The organism is Methylobacterium organophilum, from assembly GCF_022179465.1.
GTDB lineage: Bacteria > Pseudomonadota > Alphaproteobacteria > Rhizobiales > Beijerinckiaceae > Methylobacterium > Methylobacterium organophilum.
In genome coordinates, this window is the sequence record NZ_BPQV01000008.1 from 30,229 (window position 1) to 46,161 (window position 15,933).

A 15,933-nucleotide genomic window follows, 5' to 3' on the forward strand; every position below is an offset into this window, starting at 1 on the left:
GAAAGCACGCTCCACCCCATGGACGTGGCGGGAGAACCCGCTCAAGCCATGGCGTCCGATTTCGAGAACTCAAGAATATTCTCAAGGTCTTCCCGCCCAAGGATCGACTTGAGGCGCAGACCGTAACCGTATTCGGTTGTATTCATGAGAGCGGCTTCCAGACTGAAGGGTCCGAACTCCACCAGAACGTCGTCTCCTCCTCTTCTGCGGAGGAGGTAAGTCAGCGCGGGGCGCACGCGCAGGCCGCCCGCCGAGACTTCGTTCACCACCCCGTCGATGGAGAAGCCACGCTCGACGAACAGGATTTTCCCGCGGATCATGCAGGGAAACCGCTCGTGCACCCGGCGCGCGCGACCGCTGAACCGCCCGAAGGCCCGGGAGAGGCTCGGCACCGTGGCGATCATCGTGTCTCCCTCCGCAGGGCGTTCGTGAGCAGAGCCCCGGCGGCGGGCACCGCGGCCGAGCCGGGATGGACCGACCGCGTCTCCGCATAGGCCGACAACCGGCGCAGGCGTCGCACGTCGCCGGGATCGAGCGGCGTCGAGGCGATCAGACGGTCGAGATCGGCGATGACGTCGGTGACGGATTCGACCTCGGCGAACCGGTCCGGACCGATGGGCGTCCCGGACAGCCGCCCGGCGACCGAAGCTTCCAGAGCCGCGATCCTCTCGGTGATCTGGCGCAGCCCCTCCGAGGTGCGATTCAGGCCGTCATGCAGGCGGCCATCCTCGGATCGCTGCAGGTCGAGGCGCAGCTGGCTGGCCCGGGCGGAGGCTTCGGTGATGTCGTTCAGCCGCGTGATCGCCGCCGTGAGCTGGCGCTGGGACGCCGCGAAGCCGCTGCCGATCGCTTCGATCCGCGCGTCCCGCTCCGTCTGCTCGGCGCGCGCCTGTTCCATGGCCTCCGCGATCCGCTCCAGCAGACTGCGCTGCCGCGCGATCTCCCGGTGCGATTCCGCCATGGTCGCGGTCAGCGAGGTCGTCTGCTCGGTGAGCCGTGCCGTGGCGGCGACGGTGGAGCGGGCGACCCGGAGAATGGTGCGCAGATGCGGCTCCGCCATCGGTCGGACCGCGGCCTGGGAGTCTTCCGACTGGGACGCGGCGACCCGCACTTTCGCGAGCGCATCGTCCTTCCGGGCCTGCTCCGCCGCCTCGATCTGCACGGTCTTGCTGATCCAGGTCTCGAACTCGTGCTTGAGCCGGAAGGCGGCCTTGCTGTCGACCTTGCTCAGGCAGCCGATGATCAGGGATCCGATCAGCCCGAACAGCGAGGCGCCGAAGCCGGTCGACATGCCCTCGAGCGGGCGCTTGAGGCTCTCGATCAAGCCCGCGATCGCCCCCGCTCCGGCCGAGCCCGAGAGATCGAGGCTCCCCAGGATGCCGCCGACCGATTCCAGGGTGTGCATCAGGCCGATGAAGGTCCCGAGCAGCCCGAGGAGCACCATGAGCGCACCCAGATAGTGGCTCATGCCCTGCCGGTCGTCGAGCTTCGTCTCGACGTCGGAGACGAGCACCTGCATGGTCCCGGTCGGGATGCGGAACGATCCGTTGCGTTGAACCTCCTCCACGATGAGGTTGTAGGCCGTGGCGAGGACCGAGGGCGTGTTGTAGAGGACGGCGGGGTGGCGGATCCGGCGCAGCTGCGCGAGCTTCGCCTCGTCGGGCGCCCTGAGCATCCAATGGGCGTCCTCGTAGATCTCCTTCATCGCTTCGAGGGCGACGAACTCGTTCGCGAGCTTATGCGTGCCCGACACGGCGTTGTAGATGCCGAAAAGGCCCGCACTGAAGAGCAGCGTGAAGATATAGAGGTCCGCGGCCGCCGCCTGGGCAACGAAGTGGCGCTGCCACACGCCGAGGGCCACGATGACGGCGACGATACCGACCTGCTTCGCGACCTCGTTGCGGACAGCGTAGCCACGCCTGGTACCGGAATGCGTCGTTCCCACCGATCTGTCCCATGCGCGCGAGCGAGAAGCCGCCGTTCTAGGGCCCCCGAGTCAACATGGCGTTAAAAGTCTAGATCCAGACAGTTTTCGTCCGCTCAGGGCTTGGCAAAAACTCTGACGACATCCATCTCCTCGGGGGAGATGGACTCCCTGATCTTGACTTCGATCCGCGTCGCGGGGACTCCGGTCTTGACGAGCTCAGTCCGCGTTTGCATCGCACGGTAGTATGCAATGCGCCTTGCTTCGCTAATCGAACCAACCGTTGATTGAGCGAAGGCACGAATCTCCAGAGTTCCGCCTGTTACGCTCCTGTTGGCGCCGAGGAAGGCCTGAAGCTCCGTCGAGGCGGTGGGATCGATCTTGAAATGCCCCCGCCCGAACTTGAGGCTCAAGAACGCCTGAGACCGCTTCACCTCCACCGGCGCGGCCGGCGTGGGCGCGAGTTCCTCGGAGGCGATCTCGATATCCTTCGTCGCGGTGGCGACGCTGCGCACCGACAGATTGGTGACGCCCGCGATCTCGTCCGCCTGCCGCACCCGGCGGGCCTGGGCCGCGACGTAGGCGCCTGCGGCCCCCGTGTCGGCTTCGGCGCTGGGGGGCGTGGCAGGGGCATCGGCCGGGGGCGATTGCGGGATGGCAGCGGTCTCCACCCGCGCCGGTTCGGCCTTCGGGGTCGCCTCGACGCCCGGCTGCGCTGGCGGGACCGGGCCGCGCGAGGTCGACGGCGGGGCGGCTGCAACGGCCTCCGCCCGCGCCGGCTCGGCTTTCGGGGCGGCCTCGGCGCTCGGCGGCGGCGCAGGGGGGACCGGGGCGCCCGCAGTCGGCCGCTGGATCTCCTCGGTCTTCTCGCGCTCGGCCTTGACCGCGTTCTCCACCGCCACCTTCGTGATCTGCTGCGAGAGCGCGAAGATCGCCATACCGAGGATGACGACGAGGAAGATCACGACCATCAGGATGTTCGAGAGAACGTCCACGAAGCCGGCCCAGGGATCCTCCTGCTGATGCTTGCTTGCCATGACGCCCTCACGCGGCCCGTGTCGCCACCTGGCTCATGACCTCGCGGGTCGGGCCGTCGGCGACGATGCGGCCGTTCTCCAGCCAGACGAGGCGGTCGACGAGGGACAGGACGGGCGCCCGGTGGCTGGCGACGATCACGGTGCGGCCTGCGAGGAACGGCCGGAGCCGCTCGATGATCCGCGCCTCGAACTGGCTGTCCATGGCCGCCGTGGGCTCGTCGAGGACGAGGACCGGCGCGTCGCGCATCAGCGCACGGGCGAGGCAGATGGCCTGTCTCTCACCGCCGGACATCCGCCGCCCGTGCGGGCCGACCTCCATGCCGTATCCCGAAGGATGATTGGCGACGAGATCCTTCACCGTGCTCGCATGGACCGCGGCCTGGAAGACCGTCTCGTCCACCTCGGGCAAGCCGCGCACGATGTTCTCGCGGATCGTCCCGTCGAAGAGCTCGCAGTCCTGGGGCATGAACGCGACCTGCCGGCGCAGCCAGCGGGGATCGAACTGGCGGATGTCGTGCTCGTCGACGAGGACATGGCCGGTATCCGGGGCATAGAGGCGCGGGATGAGGTGGGCCAGGGTGCTCTTGCCCGAACCGATACGGCCGATGATGCCGACCCGCTCCCCCGGCGCGATCGTCAGGTTGATGCCCTCGAGCGCCGGCCTGGGCTCGTTCGGGTAGCGGAAGGAGACCTCCGTCAGCCGGAGCCCCCCGGCGATCGGCGTCTTCGGCCGCAGCACGTCGCCGGCCTGCTCGCTCGGAACGTGGCCCAGGGCCGTCGCATGCTTGAGGGATTCGCCCAGGCTGAAGGCGCGCACGAGGTTGGCGGCGAGAGCGGCGACCGGCGAGATCACGCGGCTCGTCAGAAGGATCGAGGCCACCAGGGCGCCGGTGGTCATGCGCCCGGAATTGATGAGGAAAACGCCGATCACGAGGGAGAGCACGTTGCTGCCCTGGAGGAGCGTGCTCGCGGCGAGGCCGGCGAAGGCCGAGGCGTTCCGGCCGAGATGCCCGTGGTAGCCCATGGAATCCGCGAGCCGCGCCCAGCGCGCCGAGGCCACCCGCTCGAAGCCCGCCGCCTTGACGGCCTCGAGGGCCCGGGTGCTCTCCTCGATCAGCGCGGCGCGATGCACCTGGCTGCGGGCGCTCGCATGGTGCGCCCGGCGCCCGGCGAGATAGGCGCCGACATTGACGCCGACGACGGCGAGGATGGTCAGGACCGGGGCTACCACCACCCATTCCGCGAGGAAGGCGACGTAGAAGAGGGTGGCGACCGCGAAGGGCAGATCGACGAGGAGGCCGGCGAGGAGCGGCGGGGCGGCGAGGCAGGCTCCCTCGATCGCCGAGAAGGCGCTCGACACGATCCCCGACCGCCGCTGGGCATGGGCGAGCTCGGCGTTCATGAGGCGGCCGAAGAGGCCCTGCTGCAGCGCGAGGCTCGTCGAGATCCCGATCGCCTCCTGGATCCGGCCGCGCATCCGCCGGCAGAAGAGATCGACGAGGAGAACGATCACGATGCCCCCGGTCATCGCCCAGAGGGTCTCCACCGCGTGATGGGGAATGATCCGGTCGTAGACCGCCATGCTGTAGAGCGGGAGGGCGAGGACGAAGAGGTTTCCCAGAGCGGCGGCGAGGAGAAGCTGCGGGAAGAGCCGCGAGGCGAGGGTCGCCTTCACGATCCGCCGGACGAGGTCCGGGTCCCCGGGGGGCAGGGCCGGCGTCTCTTCGACCGGTTCCGCGCGGGCCGGCACGAGCACCGTCCCGGAATAGGCCTGATCGAGTGCGTCGCCGGAGAGCGTTTCCTCGCCCTCCGCGGTACGGCATCGGAAGGTGCCATCGGCCTCGCGCGCCAGGAGGCCGATCCCCGTCCCGTCGCGCAGGACCGCCACGCAGGGGAGCACGGCGGCATCGATGGCGGCGAGCGGACGGCTTTCCATGGCCATGCCGCCGGCCTGCAACGGCAGCTTGTCGAAAGCGGCGACGAGGTGCTCGCCCCTCGTAACGGACGGTTGTATAGATCGGGGACGACGGACGGCGCGCAAGGCCCTCGACCAGTCCATCGGATTTCTTCGTACGGCCGCCATGTGAGCCTTTGCAGTCTTAGTCCGGGCTAGACTGGTAAACGGGCATGCTTAGCTGTCGATTAACAAAGCCGGAGCATAAGGAGCTATCGCATAACGGGGATGGTGAGGATGACGGACGAAGCGTTTCGGGCGCCGGCATGGAGAGCCGAGTCGCCGGAGCCGCCGCTCTGCGACCAGCTCGTGCGCGAGACGCACCGGACCGTCCTCCTAGGTCTCGCCGCCGGGATGATCGCCCTGCTGGCCTGGGCGAGCCTGACGCAGATCGATGCGGTGACGCGCAGCACCGGCATGATCGTGCCCTTCACGCAGAACCAGATCGTGCAGCATCTCGAAGGCGGCATCGTCTCGGAGATCCTGGTGCGCGAGGGCGATCGCGTCGAGAAGGATCAGGTCCTGGTGCGGATCCGCGACGTGCAGTCGGAGACGACGCTCCAGCAGACCCGGACGCAGCTCGCCGCCAAGCGCGCGACTCTGGCGCGCCTGGAGGCCGAGCTCGCGGGCGCGCCGGCGGTCACCTTTCCCACCGACCTCGCGGAGAACCGCATCCTCGACAGCGAGCGGGAGCTCTTCAGCCAGCGCCAGCGGGACCATAGCGAGCAGATCTTCATCCTGGAGGACAAGATCCGCCAGCAGGAGCTCGCCCTCGCGGGGCTGAAGGCCCGGCGCTCGAACCTGCAGCGGGAGCGCGAGCTCTCCGCGCAGCGCGCGCAGAGCCTCCAGCGCCTGAGCGACCTCGGGGCCGTGTCGAAGAACGAGCTCCTCCAGGCGCTCACCGCGCTCCAGCAGATCGACACCCGGATCGAGGATCTGGCGCACGACATCCCGCAGACGGAGGCGGCACTGAGCGAAGCGGCCCGCCAGCGCAATGCCGCCCTCCTGAAGTTCCGCTCCGACGCGGTGGAGGAGAAGACGAAGGTCTTTGTCGAGATCAGCCAGCTGATCGAGGCCGTCGCCGCCCTGAAGGAGCGTGCGGTCCGCACCGACATCCGGGCGCCGGTGTCGGGAACCGTCAACAAGCAGATGATCGCGACCGTGGGCGGCGTCATCGCCGCGGGCGCTCCGATCATGGAGATCGTCCCGCGCAGCGACACCATCGCCATCGAGGCGCAGCTCCCGCCGCAGGACCGGGCCGACATCTGGCCCGGCACCAAGGCGGTGGTGAAGATCACGGCCTACGAATATTCCGTCTACGGCTCCCTCGACGCGCAGGTCGTGGACATCTCCCCCGACATCATCAAGGAGAAGGACACGCCGCCCTATTTCCGGGTCCGGCTGAACGCGCCCAACCGCCTCGGCGACAACCGCCCGATCATCCCCGGCATGATGGCGAATGTCGACATCCTCACCAAGCGGCACACGGTGCTGCAATATCTGCTGACCCCCCTCGCGGAGGTTCGCGACATGGCCTTCCGCCGCTGATCGAAGGAGCGGCCCAAGGTCCGGAATCGCCTGGCCGGGCCACGTCGCCCGTGGCCGAAGGGTCCCGGACGAGCGGTCCCCTCGCGCGATGCGCCGCCCGATCGAGAACGTGGCGGCCTAGCGTGGCCCTTATGTCAGTCACCACGCGCTGCCTCAGCATTTGCAACTGCTCGTAGAAGCCCTGTTCCGAAATTTGGACAAGACCCCGCCAATATTACATCCTACGATTTCATTTTTCAGACTTGAACCACAGGATAGAACCCGGCGACCTTCAGTCTTGGCGGAGCGACACGATAAATTTAACTATATGTTAAGGATAAGAAACCGTTAAATGCCCGGATCAACCGGGGTCCAGGAATGTTCGGTCGCAGGCGGCTCATCGCGAAAAGACTTTTTGCGATCGCGCTGCTGTCGCTCTCCACCGCCGGCTGCGTCAGCCAGCGTGCCGCTCCGTGCGTCGGGACGGAAGACTACCCCGTTCCCTCGAATCTCTGCCGCGAATTCCCGACGGCGACGATCCTCCCGCCCCCGTCCGAGACCGCGGAGCCTTCGCCGGCGGCCGACGGGAGCGGCCGCCCCGGCAAGGGAAAGGCCGGCGACACGGCGGTGGGGCCGAAGCCGGCCAAACAGGGAAGCCTGACGGTCCCCGAGACCGTCCGGCTGCTCATCCGGGAGAACCCCGACATCGGCATCGCCGCGGCCCGCGAGAAGGAGGCCTTCGCCGCCATCGACGGCGCCCGCGCCAGCCTCCTGCCCTCGGTCGACCTCTCCACGGCCGTCGGGCCGCAGCGGAACTGGGAGACGCACCCTGCCGGCAACGCGATCCGGCGCGAGGCGGGCGTCAGCATCCGGCAGAGCGTCTACGATTTCGGCGCGGCGGCGAGCAACATCGAGAGGGCGGCCCTCTCCTACGACAGCAGCACCAAGGCCCGCATCGCCAAGACGGAGCAGACGGTGTTCGACATGCTCGATCTTCTGATGAAGGTCGAGCAGATCGATGAGAACATCCATCTTACCAAGAGGAACATCAAGGCGCACGAGACGATCCTCGACATCATCAAGACGAACGAGTCGAACGGCAACTCCACGGTCGCCGACATCAAGCGGGTGACCACACGCCTTGATGCGGCCCGCACGGCACTGATCGACCTCGTGACGGACCGGACCAACGCGGCCGATGCGTTCCGGCGCCTGACGGCGATGGACGTCGATCGGATCGCCGACACGGTGACCCCCCGGTTGAAGGACGACGTGATGGCCCTGGACGACGGCCAGCTCGATCGGAACCCCGAGATCCTCGCGATCCAGTACGAGATCTCGTCGCTCCGGGAGCAGCTCCACGCGGCCGAGCTCGGCCTGATGCCGAATGTCGGCATCGAGGCCGGCTGGCGGGTCGGTCGGCAGATGACCGAGCCGGACACGACTATCGATCGCCGCATGTACGGGAACGTCCTCCTGTCCATCCGGATGCCGATTCTGGACGGCGGCGCGAATACGAGCCTGCGCCAGCAGATCGCCGCCCGCCTCGAAGCCGCGACCCTCAAGCTCGACAAGCGTCGTCGCGAATTGCGCGAGGACGCACAGGGCGCCTCGCGCATCACGTCATCCGATCAGGACAAGTCCGGAACGCTCGCCTCGCGGGTGGCTGCGGCCCGCAAAGTCCAGGATCTCTCCCTGGAGCAGTTCAGGAACGGCGGCCGGACCGTCTTCGAGCTGCTCGACAGCCAAGTCGATCTCGTGAAGGCGGAGCAAGATCTGATCGCCCAAACCTACGCCCGACGCCGGGCGCAGATCCGGTTCCTGCTCCTGAACGGCACCCTCGTCAGCCGAATCCTCTCCTCGAAGACGTCCATCTAGACTCGGTCGCCGCCTCGCCCCCCTTAGGATGACGTGCGTTTCATGCCTTCGATGCGAGCGCTCCGTCGCGCCGCGAACTCCCAGATCGGGATGCCGTGGGGCCGCCCGGGCAAGTCGCGATAGTAGGTCGACGTATCGAAGCTGATCCGATCCTCGCTGACGGCCGTTACGCGCCGGTCGGGCAGCATCAGGGCGCCGCACCAGCAGGTCCGCATCGTGCCCAGATCCGGATGCACACCGAACAATTCGACGTCGCTCCACCCGTAGTGGGCGGCCTCCGCCCCGAAGCGGTCGATGAAATCGAGGGCGGATTCGGAGATCCGCCGCCAGTCTTCGCCGCTCAAGTTCGGGCAGGGCGATGAAGGCTGCAGGGCGCTGAGGGCCGCCTGCCAGGCGGCCGCCTTCGGAGGGAGGAGATCAGAGGACAAGAGGGTGTCGGACATTCTCACGGTAGGGCTGGCCGCGCGTGGCGGCGATGGATGGCGGACAATCCCGCGGCTGCTCCCGACGGCGTCATGCCGACACAGTGCGAGGGAAGCGGGCGTGAACGAGACGCGCGACGAGGGTCATCCTACCCTCGTCAAAGGATGGGAAGCAGTCAGAGGAGCTTCCGACTGCAAAACCTCCAAAATTCTATCACATTTCGCCAACTTTCTATTTTGGTGGAACAACTACAAAAATCAAAAAGGCACCTGATAAAAAATCAAAACAAATCATACACCAATAATATAATATTAAAAATAACCCTGCCATAATGACAGTAAATATGTTATAACATTTGCGCTTGACGCAATCGTGTCACATGTATGGAATTACTTCACTGGCTTTTCAGATTGTATTCCTAATATAACATCTGTTTATTTTTGAGACCTTGCTAGCATCCGTAAATATTTATATATATATGATTAATCTGTCTGTTATCTACATTTCAGTCAGCGAGCTCTCGGCGTGGTTCGGGCGCGAGCCCCCTTCCGGGAGAGAGGCTCTCCTGATCCTGGCCCGCCGTCGAAGGCCCTTGCCCCCGCCCGCCGGTCTTACGGAAAGGCGCAGCCGCACAGGGCCCCGGGACAGACCGGGGCCAACAGCGTCGGTGGAGGCCTCTCTCGATCGGAGCCGGATTTTGCGTGCCGGCCCACCACAGGGCCTTTCCGGTTGGCTCGGATCGCCCGATCGCCGAGATAGGGCCATCGGGTCCCCGCTTGCCGCAACGGCAGAAGCTCTCTCGGCCGGGAAAGCCTGCCGACGGCTCCGCCATCGGCGGCGACCCTATCGGCGCCTCGGTCCTCTACGGCCGGACCCGCCCCCGACGCAGACCGGCGCGGCAGGTTCTTCCGCCGTTCAGAGCGAAGAGCCGTCTCAGATCCCGGAACGGGCCTCTGGCACGGTCGATCCGGCCGGGAGAAAATCGCGACCGCTGTCGATCCGCGCCGGCCGGTCCGGCAGGCAAAGCTCGGTGATGCGCGGCGGGTTTTTCGCGATGACCTTGCCGCGCCGCAGGACGAGGAGCCGCGTCGGCTTCAGCCGCAGGGCCTCCACCACGTCCGCCGCCTGCAGGACGACGAGATCGGCATGGCAGCCGACCGCGAGGCCGTAGCCTTCGAGCCCCATGAGGCGGGCGGAATGGGTGGTGACGGCCTCGAAGATCCGGTGCTTGTCCGCGACGCTGCCCATCTGCGCCACATGGATCGCCATATGCGCGACCTCGAGCATGTCGGCCGAGCCCATCGCGTACCAGGGGTCCATGGTGCAGTCCTGGCCGAGGGCGACGGTGAGGCCGGCGTCCATCAGTTCGCGCACCCGCGTCAGGCCGCGCCGCTTCGGATAGGTGTCGTGCCGGCCCTGGAGCATGATGTTGATGAGCGGATTGGCGATGACCTGCATCCGCGCCTCGGCCATCAGGGGAATGAGTTTCGAGACGTAGTAATTGTCCATGGAATGCATGGAGGTGAGGTGCGAGCCGGTCACCCGCCCCTGCAACCCGAAGCGGACGGTCTCGGCGGCCAGGGTCTCGACATGGCGCGAGAGCGGATCGTCGGTCTCGTCGCAATGCACGTCGACCGGCAGGCCCCGCTCCGCCGCGATCCGGCAGATCGCCTCCAGCGAGCGGGCGCCCTCGGCCATGGTGCGCTCGAAATGCGGGATGGCGCCGACGACGTCGAGGCCCATGTCGAGGGCGCGTTCGAGGGAGCGCGGCCCCTCCGGCGCACGGTAATAGCCGTCCTGCGGGAAGGCGACGAGCTGGAGGTCAATGTAGGAACGGACCCGCTCGCGCACCTCCAGGAGCGCTTCCGCCGTGACGAGGCGCGGATCGGAGGTATCGACGTGGCTGCGGATGTGGAGGAGCCCCTGCGAGACCGCCAGGTCGCAGTAGCGCAGGGCCCGCTCGACCAGGGCCTCCTTCGTCAGGAGCGGCCGCAATTCGCCCCAGAGGGCAATGCCCTCGAGCAGCGTGCCGGAGACGTTCATCCGCGGCAGGCCGAGGGAGAGCGTCGCGTCCATGTGGAAATGCGGATCGACGAAGGGCGGGGAGACGAGGCGCCCGCCGACGTCGATCACCTCGCCGGCCTCGGCCGCGATCGCCAGGGCCAGGGCGGCGATGCGCCCTCCCCTCACGGCGATGTCGATGCCCTGGCGGCCGTCGGGAAGCGTGGCGTTGCGCAGGATCAGGTCGAACATGGGCTCTTTCCGGAGGAAGCGGATCAGCGCTCGCCGCGCCGATAGGGCTGCATCAGGGCCTGCGGCACGCGGGCGTTGCGCGCCATGGCGGCGAGCGCCGCGATGGACAGGAGATAGGGGATCATCAGGAAGAGCTGATACGGCACGGCGCCGTTCAGCACCGTCTGCAGCCGGAGCTGGAAGCCGTCGAAGAAGGCGAAGAGCAGCGCGCCGAGAAGGGCGCGGCCCGGCCGCCAGGAGGCGAAGACCACCAGGGCGATGCAGATCCAGCCGCGGCCCTGCATCATGGTCGGGAAGAAGCTGTTGAAGGCCGACAGCGTCAGGTAGGCGCCGCCCAGGCCCATCAGGGCGCTGCCCACCACGACGGCGCCGTAGCGCAGGACAATCGGGTCGATCCCCTGCGCCTCCGCCGCATGCGGGTTCTCGCCCGTCAGGCGCAGGGCGAGGCCGAGGGGCGTGCGGGCAAGGATATAGGCCAGGACCAGGGCGAGGAGGATGGCGAGATAGGTCGGCGGCGTCTGGGAGAACAGGGACGGGCCGACCAGGGGCAGCGTCGACAGGCCCGGGAGCTCGACCGGCTGGAACGGCGTGATCGTCGGCGGGGTGCCGGCCACCGGCACCATCAGCCGGAAGACGTAGTAGCCGAAGCTCGACGCGAACAGCGTCACCCCGAGGCCCACCACGTGCTGGGACAGGCCGAGGGTGACGGTGAGCACCGCGTGGAGCAGGCCGAAGGCCGCCCCCGCCAGCCCCGCGACCAGCAGCCCCGTCCAGAGGTCGGCCCCGCGATAGACCGCGAGCCAGCCGATCATGGCGCCGAAGGTCATGATGCCCTCGATGCCGAGATTGAGGACGCCCGCCCGCTCGCAGAGGAGCGCGCCGAGGGTGCCGAAGATCAGGGGCGTGGCGATGCGCAGGACCGCCGCCCACAATCCCGCCGAGGAGAGGATGTCGAGGAGATCCATCATCGCGCGATGCGGTACTGCGTGAAGAAGAGCGCCACGAGCATGGCGAGGAGCGAGAGCGCCACGGTGACGTCGGCGATGTAGGTGGGAATGCCCATGCCGCGGCTCATGCCGTCCGCCCCGACGAACATCGCCGCGATGAACAGGGCCGCCAGCACGGCGCCGAGCGGTTGCAGATTGGCGAGCATGGCGACCACGATGCCGGAATAGCCGTAGCCCGGCGACAGATCGGTCGTGACATAGCCCTTCACGCCCATCACCTCGACCGCGCCGGCGAGCCCCGCCAGGCCGCCCGACATCATCGCCACCAGGACCAGCGTGCGCCCGAGCGGCACCCCGGCGAAGCGCGCGCCCGCCGGGCTGAGGCCCGCCGCCCGCGCCCGCAGGCCGAAAGTGGTGCGGGCCTGGACGAACTGGACGACCAGGGCCAGCAGGACCGCGATGGCGAGGCCGATGTGAAGGCGCGAGCGATCCAGCAGCTTCGGCAGGCGCGCGGCGTCCGCGACCGAATCCGATTGCGGCCAGCCGAAGGCCAGGGGATCCTTGAGCACCGTGTCGATCAGCATCGAGACGAAGAGGACGGCAACGAAGTTGAGGAGCAGCGTCGTCACCACCTCGTCGACGGAGAAGCGCAGGCGCAGCCAGAGCGGCAGCAGCAGGAGCAGCATCCCGGCCGCCGCCCCGACGACGAGGAGCAGCGGGATCTGGACCGCGGGGGGCCAGTCGCCGACGAGATGGGCGCTCACGGCCGCCACGGCGATCGCGCCGAGATAGAGCTGGCCCTCCGCGCCGATGTTCCAGAGTCGGGCCCGGAACGCGACTGCGGCCGCGAGCCCCGTCAGGATCAGGGGCGTCGCCCGCGTCAGGGTCTCGGTCGTGGCGAGGCGGGAGCCGAAGGCGCCCTGGAGGATGCGCAGATAGGCCTCGGGGACCGACGCCCCGGCCAGCGCGATGAGCAGGCCGGCCACGGCAAGCGCCGCGAGGACGGCGATGACCGGCGTCGCCAGCACGAGCAGGGCCGGGCGATGCGCGCGCCGCTCAAACCGCATGGGAGACTCCGTCCTTCGTCCATTCCCCGGCCATCATCAGCCCGAGCCTTTGGCGGTCGACGGCCTCCGCCGCGACCGGGGGCGACAGGCGCCCGCCGACGATGGCCTGGACCCGGTCGGCCAGGGCCAGCACCTCGTCGAGGTCCTCGGAGATCAGCAGGACCGCCGTGCCGGCCCGGCGCGCCGCCAGGAGGTGCCCGTGGACGGCGGCCACGGCGCCCTCGTCGAGCCCGCGCGCCGGCTGGGCCGCGACCAGGATGCGAGGATGCTCCACGAGATTGCGCCCCAGGATCAGCTTCTGCATGTTGCCGCCGGAGAGAAGGCGGATGCGGCTTGTCGGCCTGCCGCCGCGCACGTCGAACCCCTCGATGATGCGCTGGGCGAAGGCGATGCCGGCCCGGCGGTCGACGAGGCCACGCCGCGAGAAATGCGGCAGGCGTTCGAGCACGGCGTTCTCCCAGAGCGCCATCTCGCCGATCGCGCCCTCCCGGTTGCGATCCTCGGGGATGCGGCCGATGCCCGCCGCGATCGCCTCCGCCACGCCGAACCGCTCGACCTCGCGGCCGAACAGGAGGAGGGAGCCGGCGCTCTGGCGCGCGGTGCCGCCGAGGAGCCGCGCCAGATCCGCCTGGCCGTTGCCCGAGACGCCGACGATGCCGAGCACCTCGCCGGCCCGCAGCTTGAAATCCACCGCCTTGAGGCGATCGACACCGCCCTGGCGCAGGGTGATGCCCACCGCCTCCAGCACGGTCTCGCCGGGGGTCGAGGCCTCGCGGCGCGGACGCGTCACGGCGCGGCCGACCATCAGCGCGGCGAGTTCCGCCTTGCTCGTCGCGCCGACGGCGCGCTCGGCGACCCGCTTGCCGCCGCGCAGCACGACGATGCGGTCGGCGGTGGCCATCACCTCGTCGAGCTTGTGCGAGATGAAGATCAGGGAGAGCCCCTGCCGGGCCATCGCCTTCAGGGTCGCGAACAGCCGCTCCGCTTCGGGATTGGTGAGCACCGCCGTCGGCTCGTCGAGGACGAGGATCCGCGCGTCGCCGTAAAGCGCCTTCAGGATCTCGACCCGCTGCTGCTCGCCGACGGACAGATCGCCCACCCGCGCATCCGGATCGACCTCGAGACCGAAGCGGGCGGCGATCTCCGCGAGCTTGGCGCGGGCCGCCCCGGTCCGGGCGCGCAGCGACCAGAGCCGCTCCGTGCCGGCCGTGACGTTCTCGAGGACGGTGAGGTTCGGCGCCAGCGAGAAGTGCTGGTGCACCATGCCCACCCCGGCGCGGATCGCCGCCCGCGGCCGGCCCGGCGGCAGCGCGGCGCCCATCACCCGCACCGTGCCGCGATCGGGCGTGTAATGCCCGAACAGGATGCTCATCAGCGTGGTCTTGCCGGCACCGTTCTCGCCGAGGAGCGCGACGATCTCGCCCTTCGCCAGGGTGAGGGAGATGTCGTCGTTGGCGAGGTGGGCGCCGAAGCGCTTGCTGACGTTGCGCAGCTCCAGGACCGGACCGCTCACGGCTCGAGCCCCGCCACGGGGAAGCGGTGGCGCCAGCGCCCCTCCGCCTCGAGCAGGCCGGCGAGCTCCAAGAGCCGCGGCTCGCCGCCCATCGGCGCCAGGAGCTGCACCGGCAGCGGCAGGCCGTCGCGATCCGCGCCGAAGGCCAGGGTCAGGGCGGGAAAGCCGGAGACATTGGCGAGCGGCGCGAGAGGCGCGAAGGTGAGCATACGATGGAAATGCAGATCGATGTCGTCGTGATCGCTCGGGAAGCTGCCGAGCGGCCGGGGCGCCTCCGCCAGCATCGGCGCGAGGAGCACGTCGATCCCCTCGAAGACCTGCCAGAGATCGCGGCCGACGAGGACCATGTCCCGCATCAGCGCCCAGATCTCCATGGCGCGCATCGCCTGGCCCCGCGCCGCCACCGCCTGCGTCACCGCTTCCGTCTTCGACAGGTCGAGGCGCAGCCGGGCCGCCACCTCCGCCAGGTTGACGGCGACGATGCCGGCGAAGATGCGCCCGCTGTCCAGGGCCAGCCGCTCGATGGCGGCGGCATCGAGCGGAACGAGGCGATGGCCGAGGCGCTCCAGCGCCCGTCCCGCCGCCTCGACGGCCTCCGAACGCTCCGGGCTCGTCGGCAGGGCAGCACCCGTTTCCGTGAGGAGGCCGATGCGCAGGGGCGCGGCGGCCGTCGCCGGGGCGAAGGCCGGCGGCGGGAAGGGTCCCCGCGTCTCGCCGGCAAGGGCATGGAAGATCGCGGCCGCGTCCCGCACCGAGCGGCAGACGGCGAGCTCGCTCGCCAGGCCGCCGACATGGTTGCCATAGGCGGGACCGCCCGGGATCGAGCCCCTGCCGGGCTTGAGGCCGACGAGCCCGCAACAAGCCGCCGGAACGCGGATGGAGCCGCCGGCATCCGTGGCATGGGCGATGGCGACGATGCCGGCCGCCACCGCCGCGGCCGCGCCGCCGGAGGAGCCGCCCGCCATGCGCTCCGGCGCGAGCGGATTGCGGCAGGCGGGCCCGGCGGCCGGCTCGCTGGCGAGGGAGAGGCCGAATTCCGGGCTGGTGGTCAGGCCGAAGGGGCAGAGGCCGGCCGCGCGGAAGCGGGCGGCGAGCACGCTGTCGGCGCTGGCGTCGGAGCGCGGAACCGCCCGCGACCCCGCCGCCACCGGCAGGCCGGCGAAGGGACCGCCGAGGTCCTTGGCCAGCGTCGGGACGCCGGCGAAGGGCATGGTGGCCCGCGGCGCGGCATCGACGGGCATGGCGTCGATCGCGGCCGCCAGGGCCCGACCGCGATCGGGGGCCTCGAAGACGATCGCGCCGAGCGCGCCCTGCGCCGCCCCGGCCGCGATCGCCGCCTCCATCGCGGTGCCGGCCGTGAGGCGCCCCGCGGCGAGGGCGGCGGCGAGGGCGGTCGCATCCGCGAGCATG

12 protein-coding genes are annotated in these 15,933 nt (G+C 69.0%); 2 read left to right on the plus strand and 10 right to left on the minus strand.

Annotation, left to right across the window (positions count from 1 at the left end):
• Positions 1-41: 41 nt before the first annotated feature.
• The 4 genes from MFF21_RS14180 to MFF21_RS14195 all read right to left on the minus strand — a co-directional run bounded on the left by MFF21_RS14180 (position 42) and on the right by MFF21_RS14195 (position 4,897).
• Positions 42-404: a hypothetical protein gene (locus tag MFF21_RS14180; protein ID WP_238311779.1), complete on the minus strand. Its 363-nt coding sequence runs from the start codon at positions 402-404 to the stop codon at positions 42-44.
• Positions 401-1,945 (minus strand): hypothetical protein, encoded by a 1,545-nt coding sequence (locus MFF21_RS14185; RefSeq protein ID WP_238311780.1) that lies wholly within the window; start codon positions 1,943-1,945, stop codon positions 401-403. Before MFF21_RS14185 ends, MFF21_RS14180 begins: the two co-directional genes overlap by 4 nt.
• A 95-nt stretch (positions 1,946-2,040) precedes the next feature.
• Positions 2,041-2,961 carry an OmpA family protein gene (locus tag MFF21_RS14190; RefSeq protein ID WP_238311781.1) on the minus strand — a complete coding sequence of 307 codons (921 nt, stop codon included), beginning with the start codon at positions 2,959-2,961 and terminating at the stop codon, positions 2,041-2,043.
• A gap of 7 nt (positions 2,962-2,968) precedes the next feature.
• A complete protein-coding gene (locus MFF21_RS14195) occupies positions 2,969-4,897 on the minus strand; it encodes a peptidase domain-containing ABC transporter (protein WP_238311782.1) in 1,929 nt (642 codons plus the stop codon).
• 255 nt (positions 4,898-5,152) lie between these two features.
• Here MFF21_RS14195 and MFF21_RS14200 point away from each other — a divergent pair, with 255 nt between their 5' ends.
• Both MFF21_RS14200 and MFF21_RS14205 read left to right on the plus strand, forming a co-directional pair.
• The gene (locus tag MFF21_RS14200) at positions 5,153-6,463 is read left to right on the plus strand and encodes an HlyD family type I secretion periplasmic adaptor subunit (RefSeq protein WP_238311783.1); all 1,311 of its coding nucleotides are present in this window, start codon (positions 5,153-5,155) and stop codon (positions 6,461-6,463) included.
• A gap of 357 nt (positions 6,464-6,820) precedes the next feature.
• The gene (locus MFF21_RS14205; RefSeq protein ID WP_238311784.1) at positions 6,821-8,320 is read left to right on the plus strand and encodes a TolC family protein; all 1,500 of its coding nucleotides are present in this window, start codon (positions 6,821-6,823) and stop codon (positions 8,318-8,320) included.
• Between the two features lie 23 nt (positions 8,321-8,343).
• Here MFF21_RS14205 and MFF21_RS14210 read toward each other — a convergent pair whose 3' ends face one another.
• From MFF21_RS14210 to MFF21_RS14235, 6 genes are all read right to left on the minus strand, one after another.
• Positions 8,344-8,763, minus strand: coding sequence for a hypothetical protein (locus MFF21_RS14210; protein ID WP_238311785.1), 420 nt, complete (start codon positions 8,761-8,763; stop codon positions 8,344-8,346).
• A gap of 913 nt (positions 8,764-9,676) precedes the next feature.
• The gene (locus MFF21_RS14215) at positions 9,677-10,996 is read right to left on the minus strand and encodes an amidohydrolase family protein (protein ID WP_238311786.1); all 1,320 of its coding nucleotides are present in this window, start codon (positions 10,994-10,996) and stop codon (positions 9,677-9,679) included.
• Between the two features lie 23 nt (positions 10,997-11,019).
• Positions 11,020-11,964 carry an ABC transporter permease gene (locus tag MFF21_RS14220; protein ID WP_238311787.1) on the minus strand — a complete coding sequence of 315 codons (945 nt, stop codon included), beginning with the start codon at positions 11,962-11,964 and terminating at the stop codon, positions 11,020-11,022.
• Complete coding sequence (locus tag MFF21_RS14225; RefSeq protein ID WP_238311788.1) at positions 11,961-13,010, minus strand: ABC transporter permease; 1,050 nt, start codon at positions 13,008-13,010, stop codon at positions 11,961-11,963. The genes MFF21_RS14220 and MFF21_RS14225 overlap by 4 nt, the downstream gene beginning before the upstream one ends.
• Positions 13,000-14,523 (minus strand): ABC transporter ATP-binding protein, encoded by a 1,524-nt coding sequence (locus MFF21_RS14230; RefSeq protein WP_238311789.1) that lies wholly within the window; start codon positions 14,521-14,523, stop codon positions 13,000-13,002. Before MFF21_RS14230 ends, MFF21_RS14225 begins: the two co-directional genes overlap by 11 nt.
• On the minus strand, positions 14,520-15,932 hold the full coding sequence (locus MFF21_RS14235; RefSeq protein WP_238311790.1) for an amidase: 1,413 nt from the start codon (positions 15,930-15,932) through the stop codon (positions 14,520-14,522). Before MFF21_RS14235 ends, MFF21_RS14230 begins: the two co-directional genes overlap by 4 nt.
• Between the last annotated feature and the right edge of the window lies 1 nt (position 15,933).

Bases quoted from the DNA above. Each gene is read 5' to 3' on its own strand.
- MFF21_RS14180 (WP_238311779.1), bottom strand. From the start codon at position 404: ATGATCGCCACGGTGCCGAGCCTCTCCCGGGCCTTCGGGCGGTTCAGC.
- MFF21_RS14190 (WP_238311781.1), bottom strand. From the start codon at position 2,961: ATGGCAAGCAAGCATCAGCAGGAGGATCCCTGGGCCGGCTTCGTGGAC.
- MFF21_RS14195 (WP_238311782.1), bottom strand. From the start codon at position 4,897: ATGGAAAGCCGTCCGCTCGCCGCCATCGATGCCGCCGTGCTCCCCTGC.
- MFF21_RS14200 (WP_238311783.1), top strand. From the start codon at position 5,153: ATGACGGACGAAGCGTTTCGGGCGCCGGCATGGAGAGCCGAGTCGCCG.
- MFF21_RS14205 (WP_238311784.1), top strand. From the start codon at position 6,821: ATGTTCGGTCGCAGGCGGCTCATCGCGAAAAGACTTTTTGCGATCGCG.
- MFF21_RS14210 (WP_238311785.1), bottom strand. From the start codon at position 8,763: ATGTCCGACACCCTCTTGTCCTCTGATCTCCTCCCTCCGAAGGCGGCC.
- MFF21_RS14215 (WP_238311786.1), bottom strand. From the start codon at position 10,996: ATGTTCGACCTGATCCTGCGCAACGCCACGCTTCCCGACGGCCGCCAG.
- MFF21_RS14220 (WP_238311787.1), bottom strand. From the start codon at position 11,964: ATGATGGATCTCCTCGACATCCTCTCCTCGGCGGGATTGTGGGCGGCG.
- MFF21_RS14225 (WP_238311788.1), bottom strand. From the start codon at position 13,010: ATGCGGTTTGAGCGGCGCGCGCATCGCCCGGCCCTGCTCGTGCTGGCG.
- MFF21_RS14235 (WP_238311790.1), bottom strand. From the start codon at position 15,932: ATGCTCGCGGATGCGACCGCCCTCGCCGCCGCCCTCGCCGCGGGGCGC.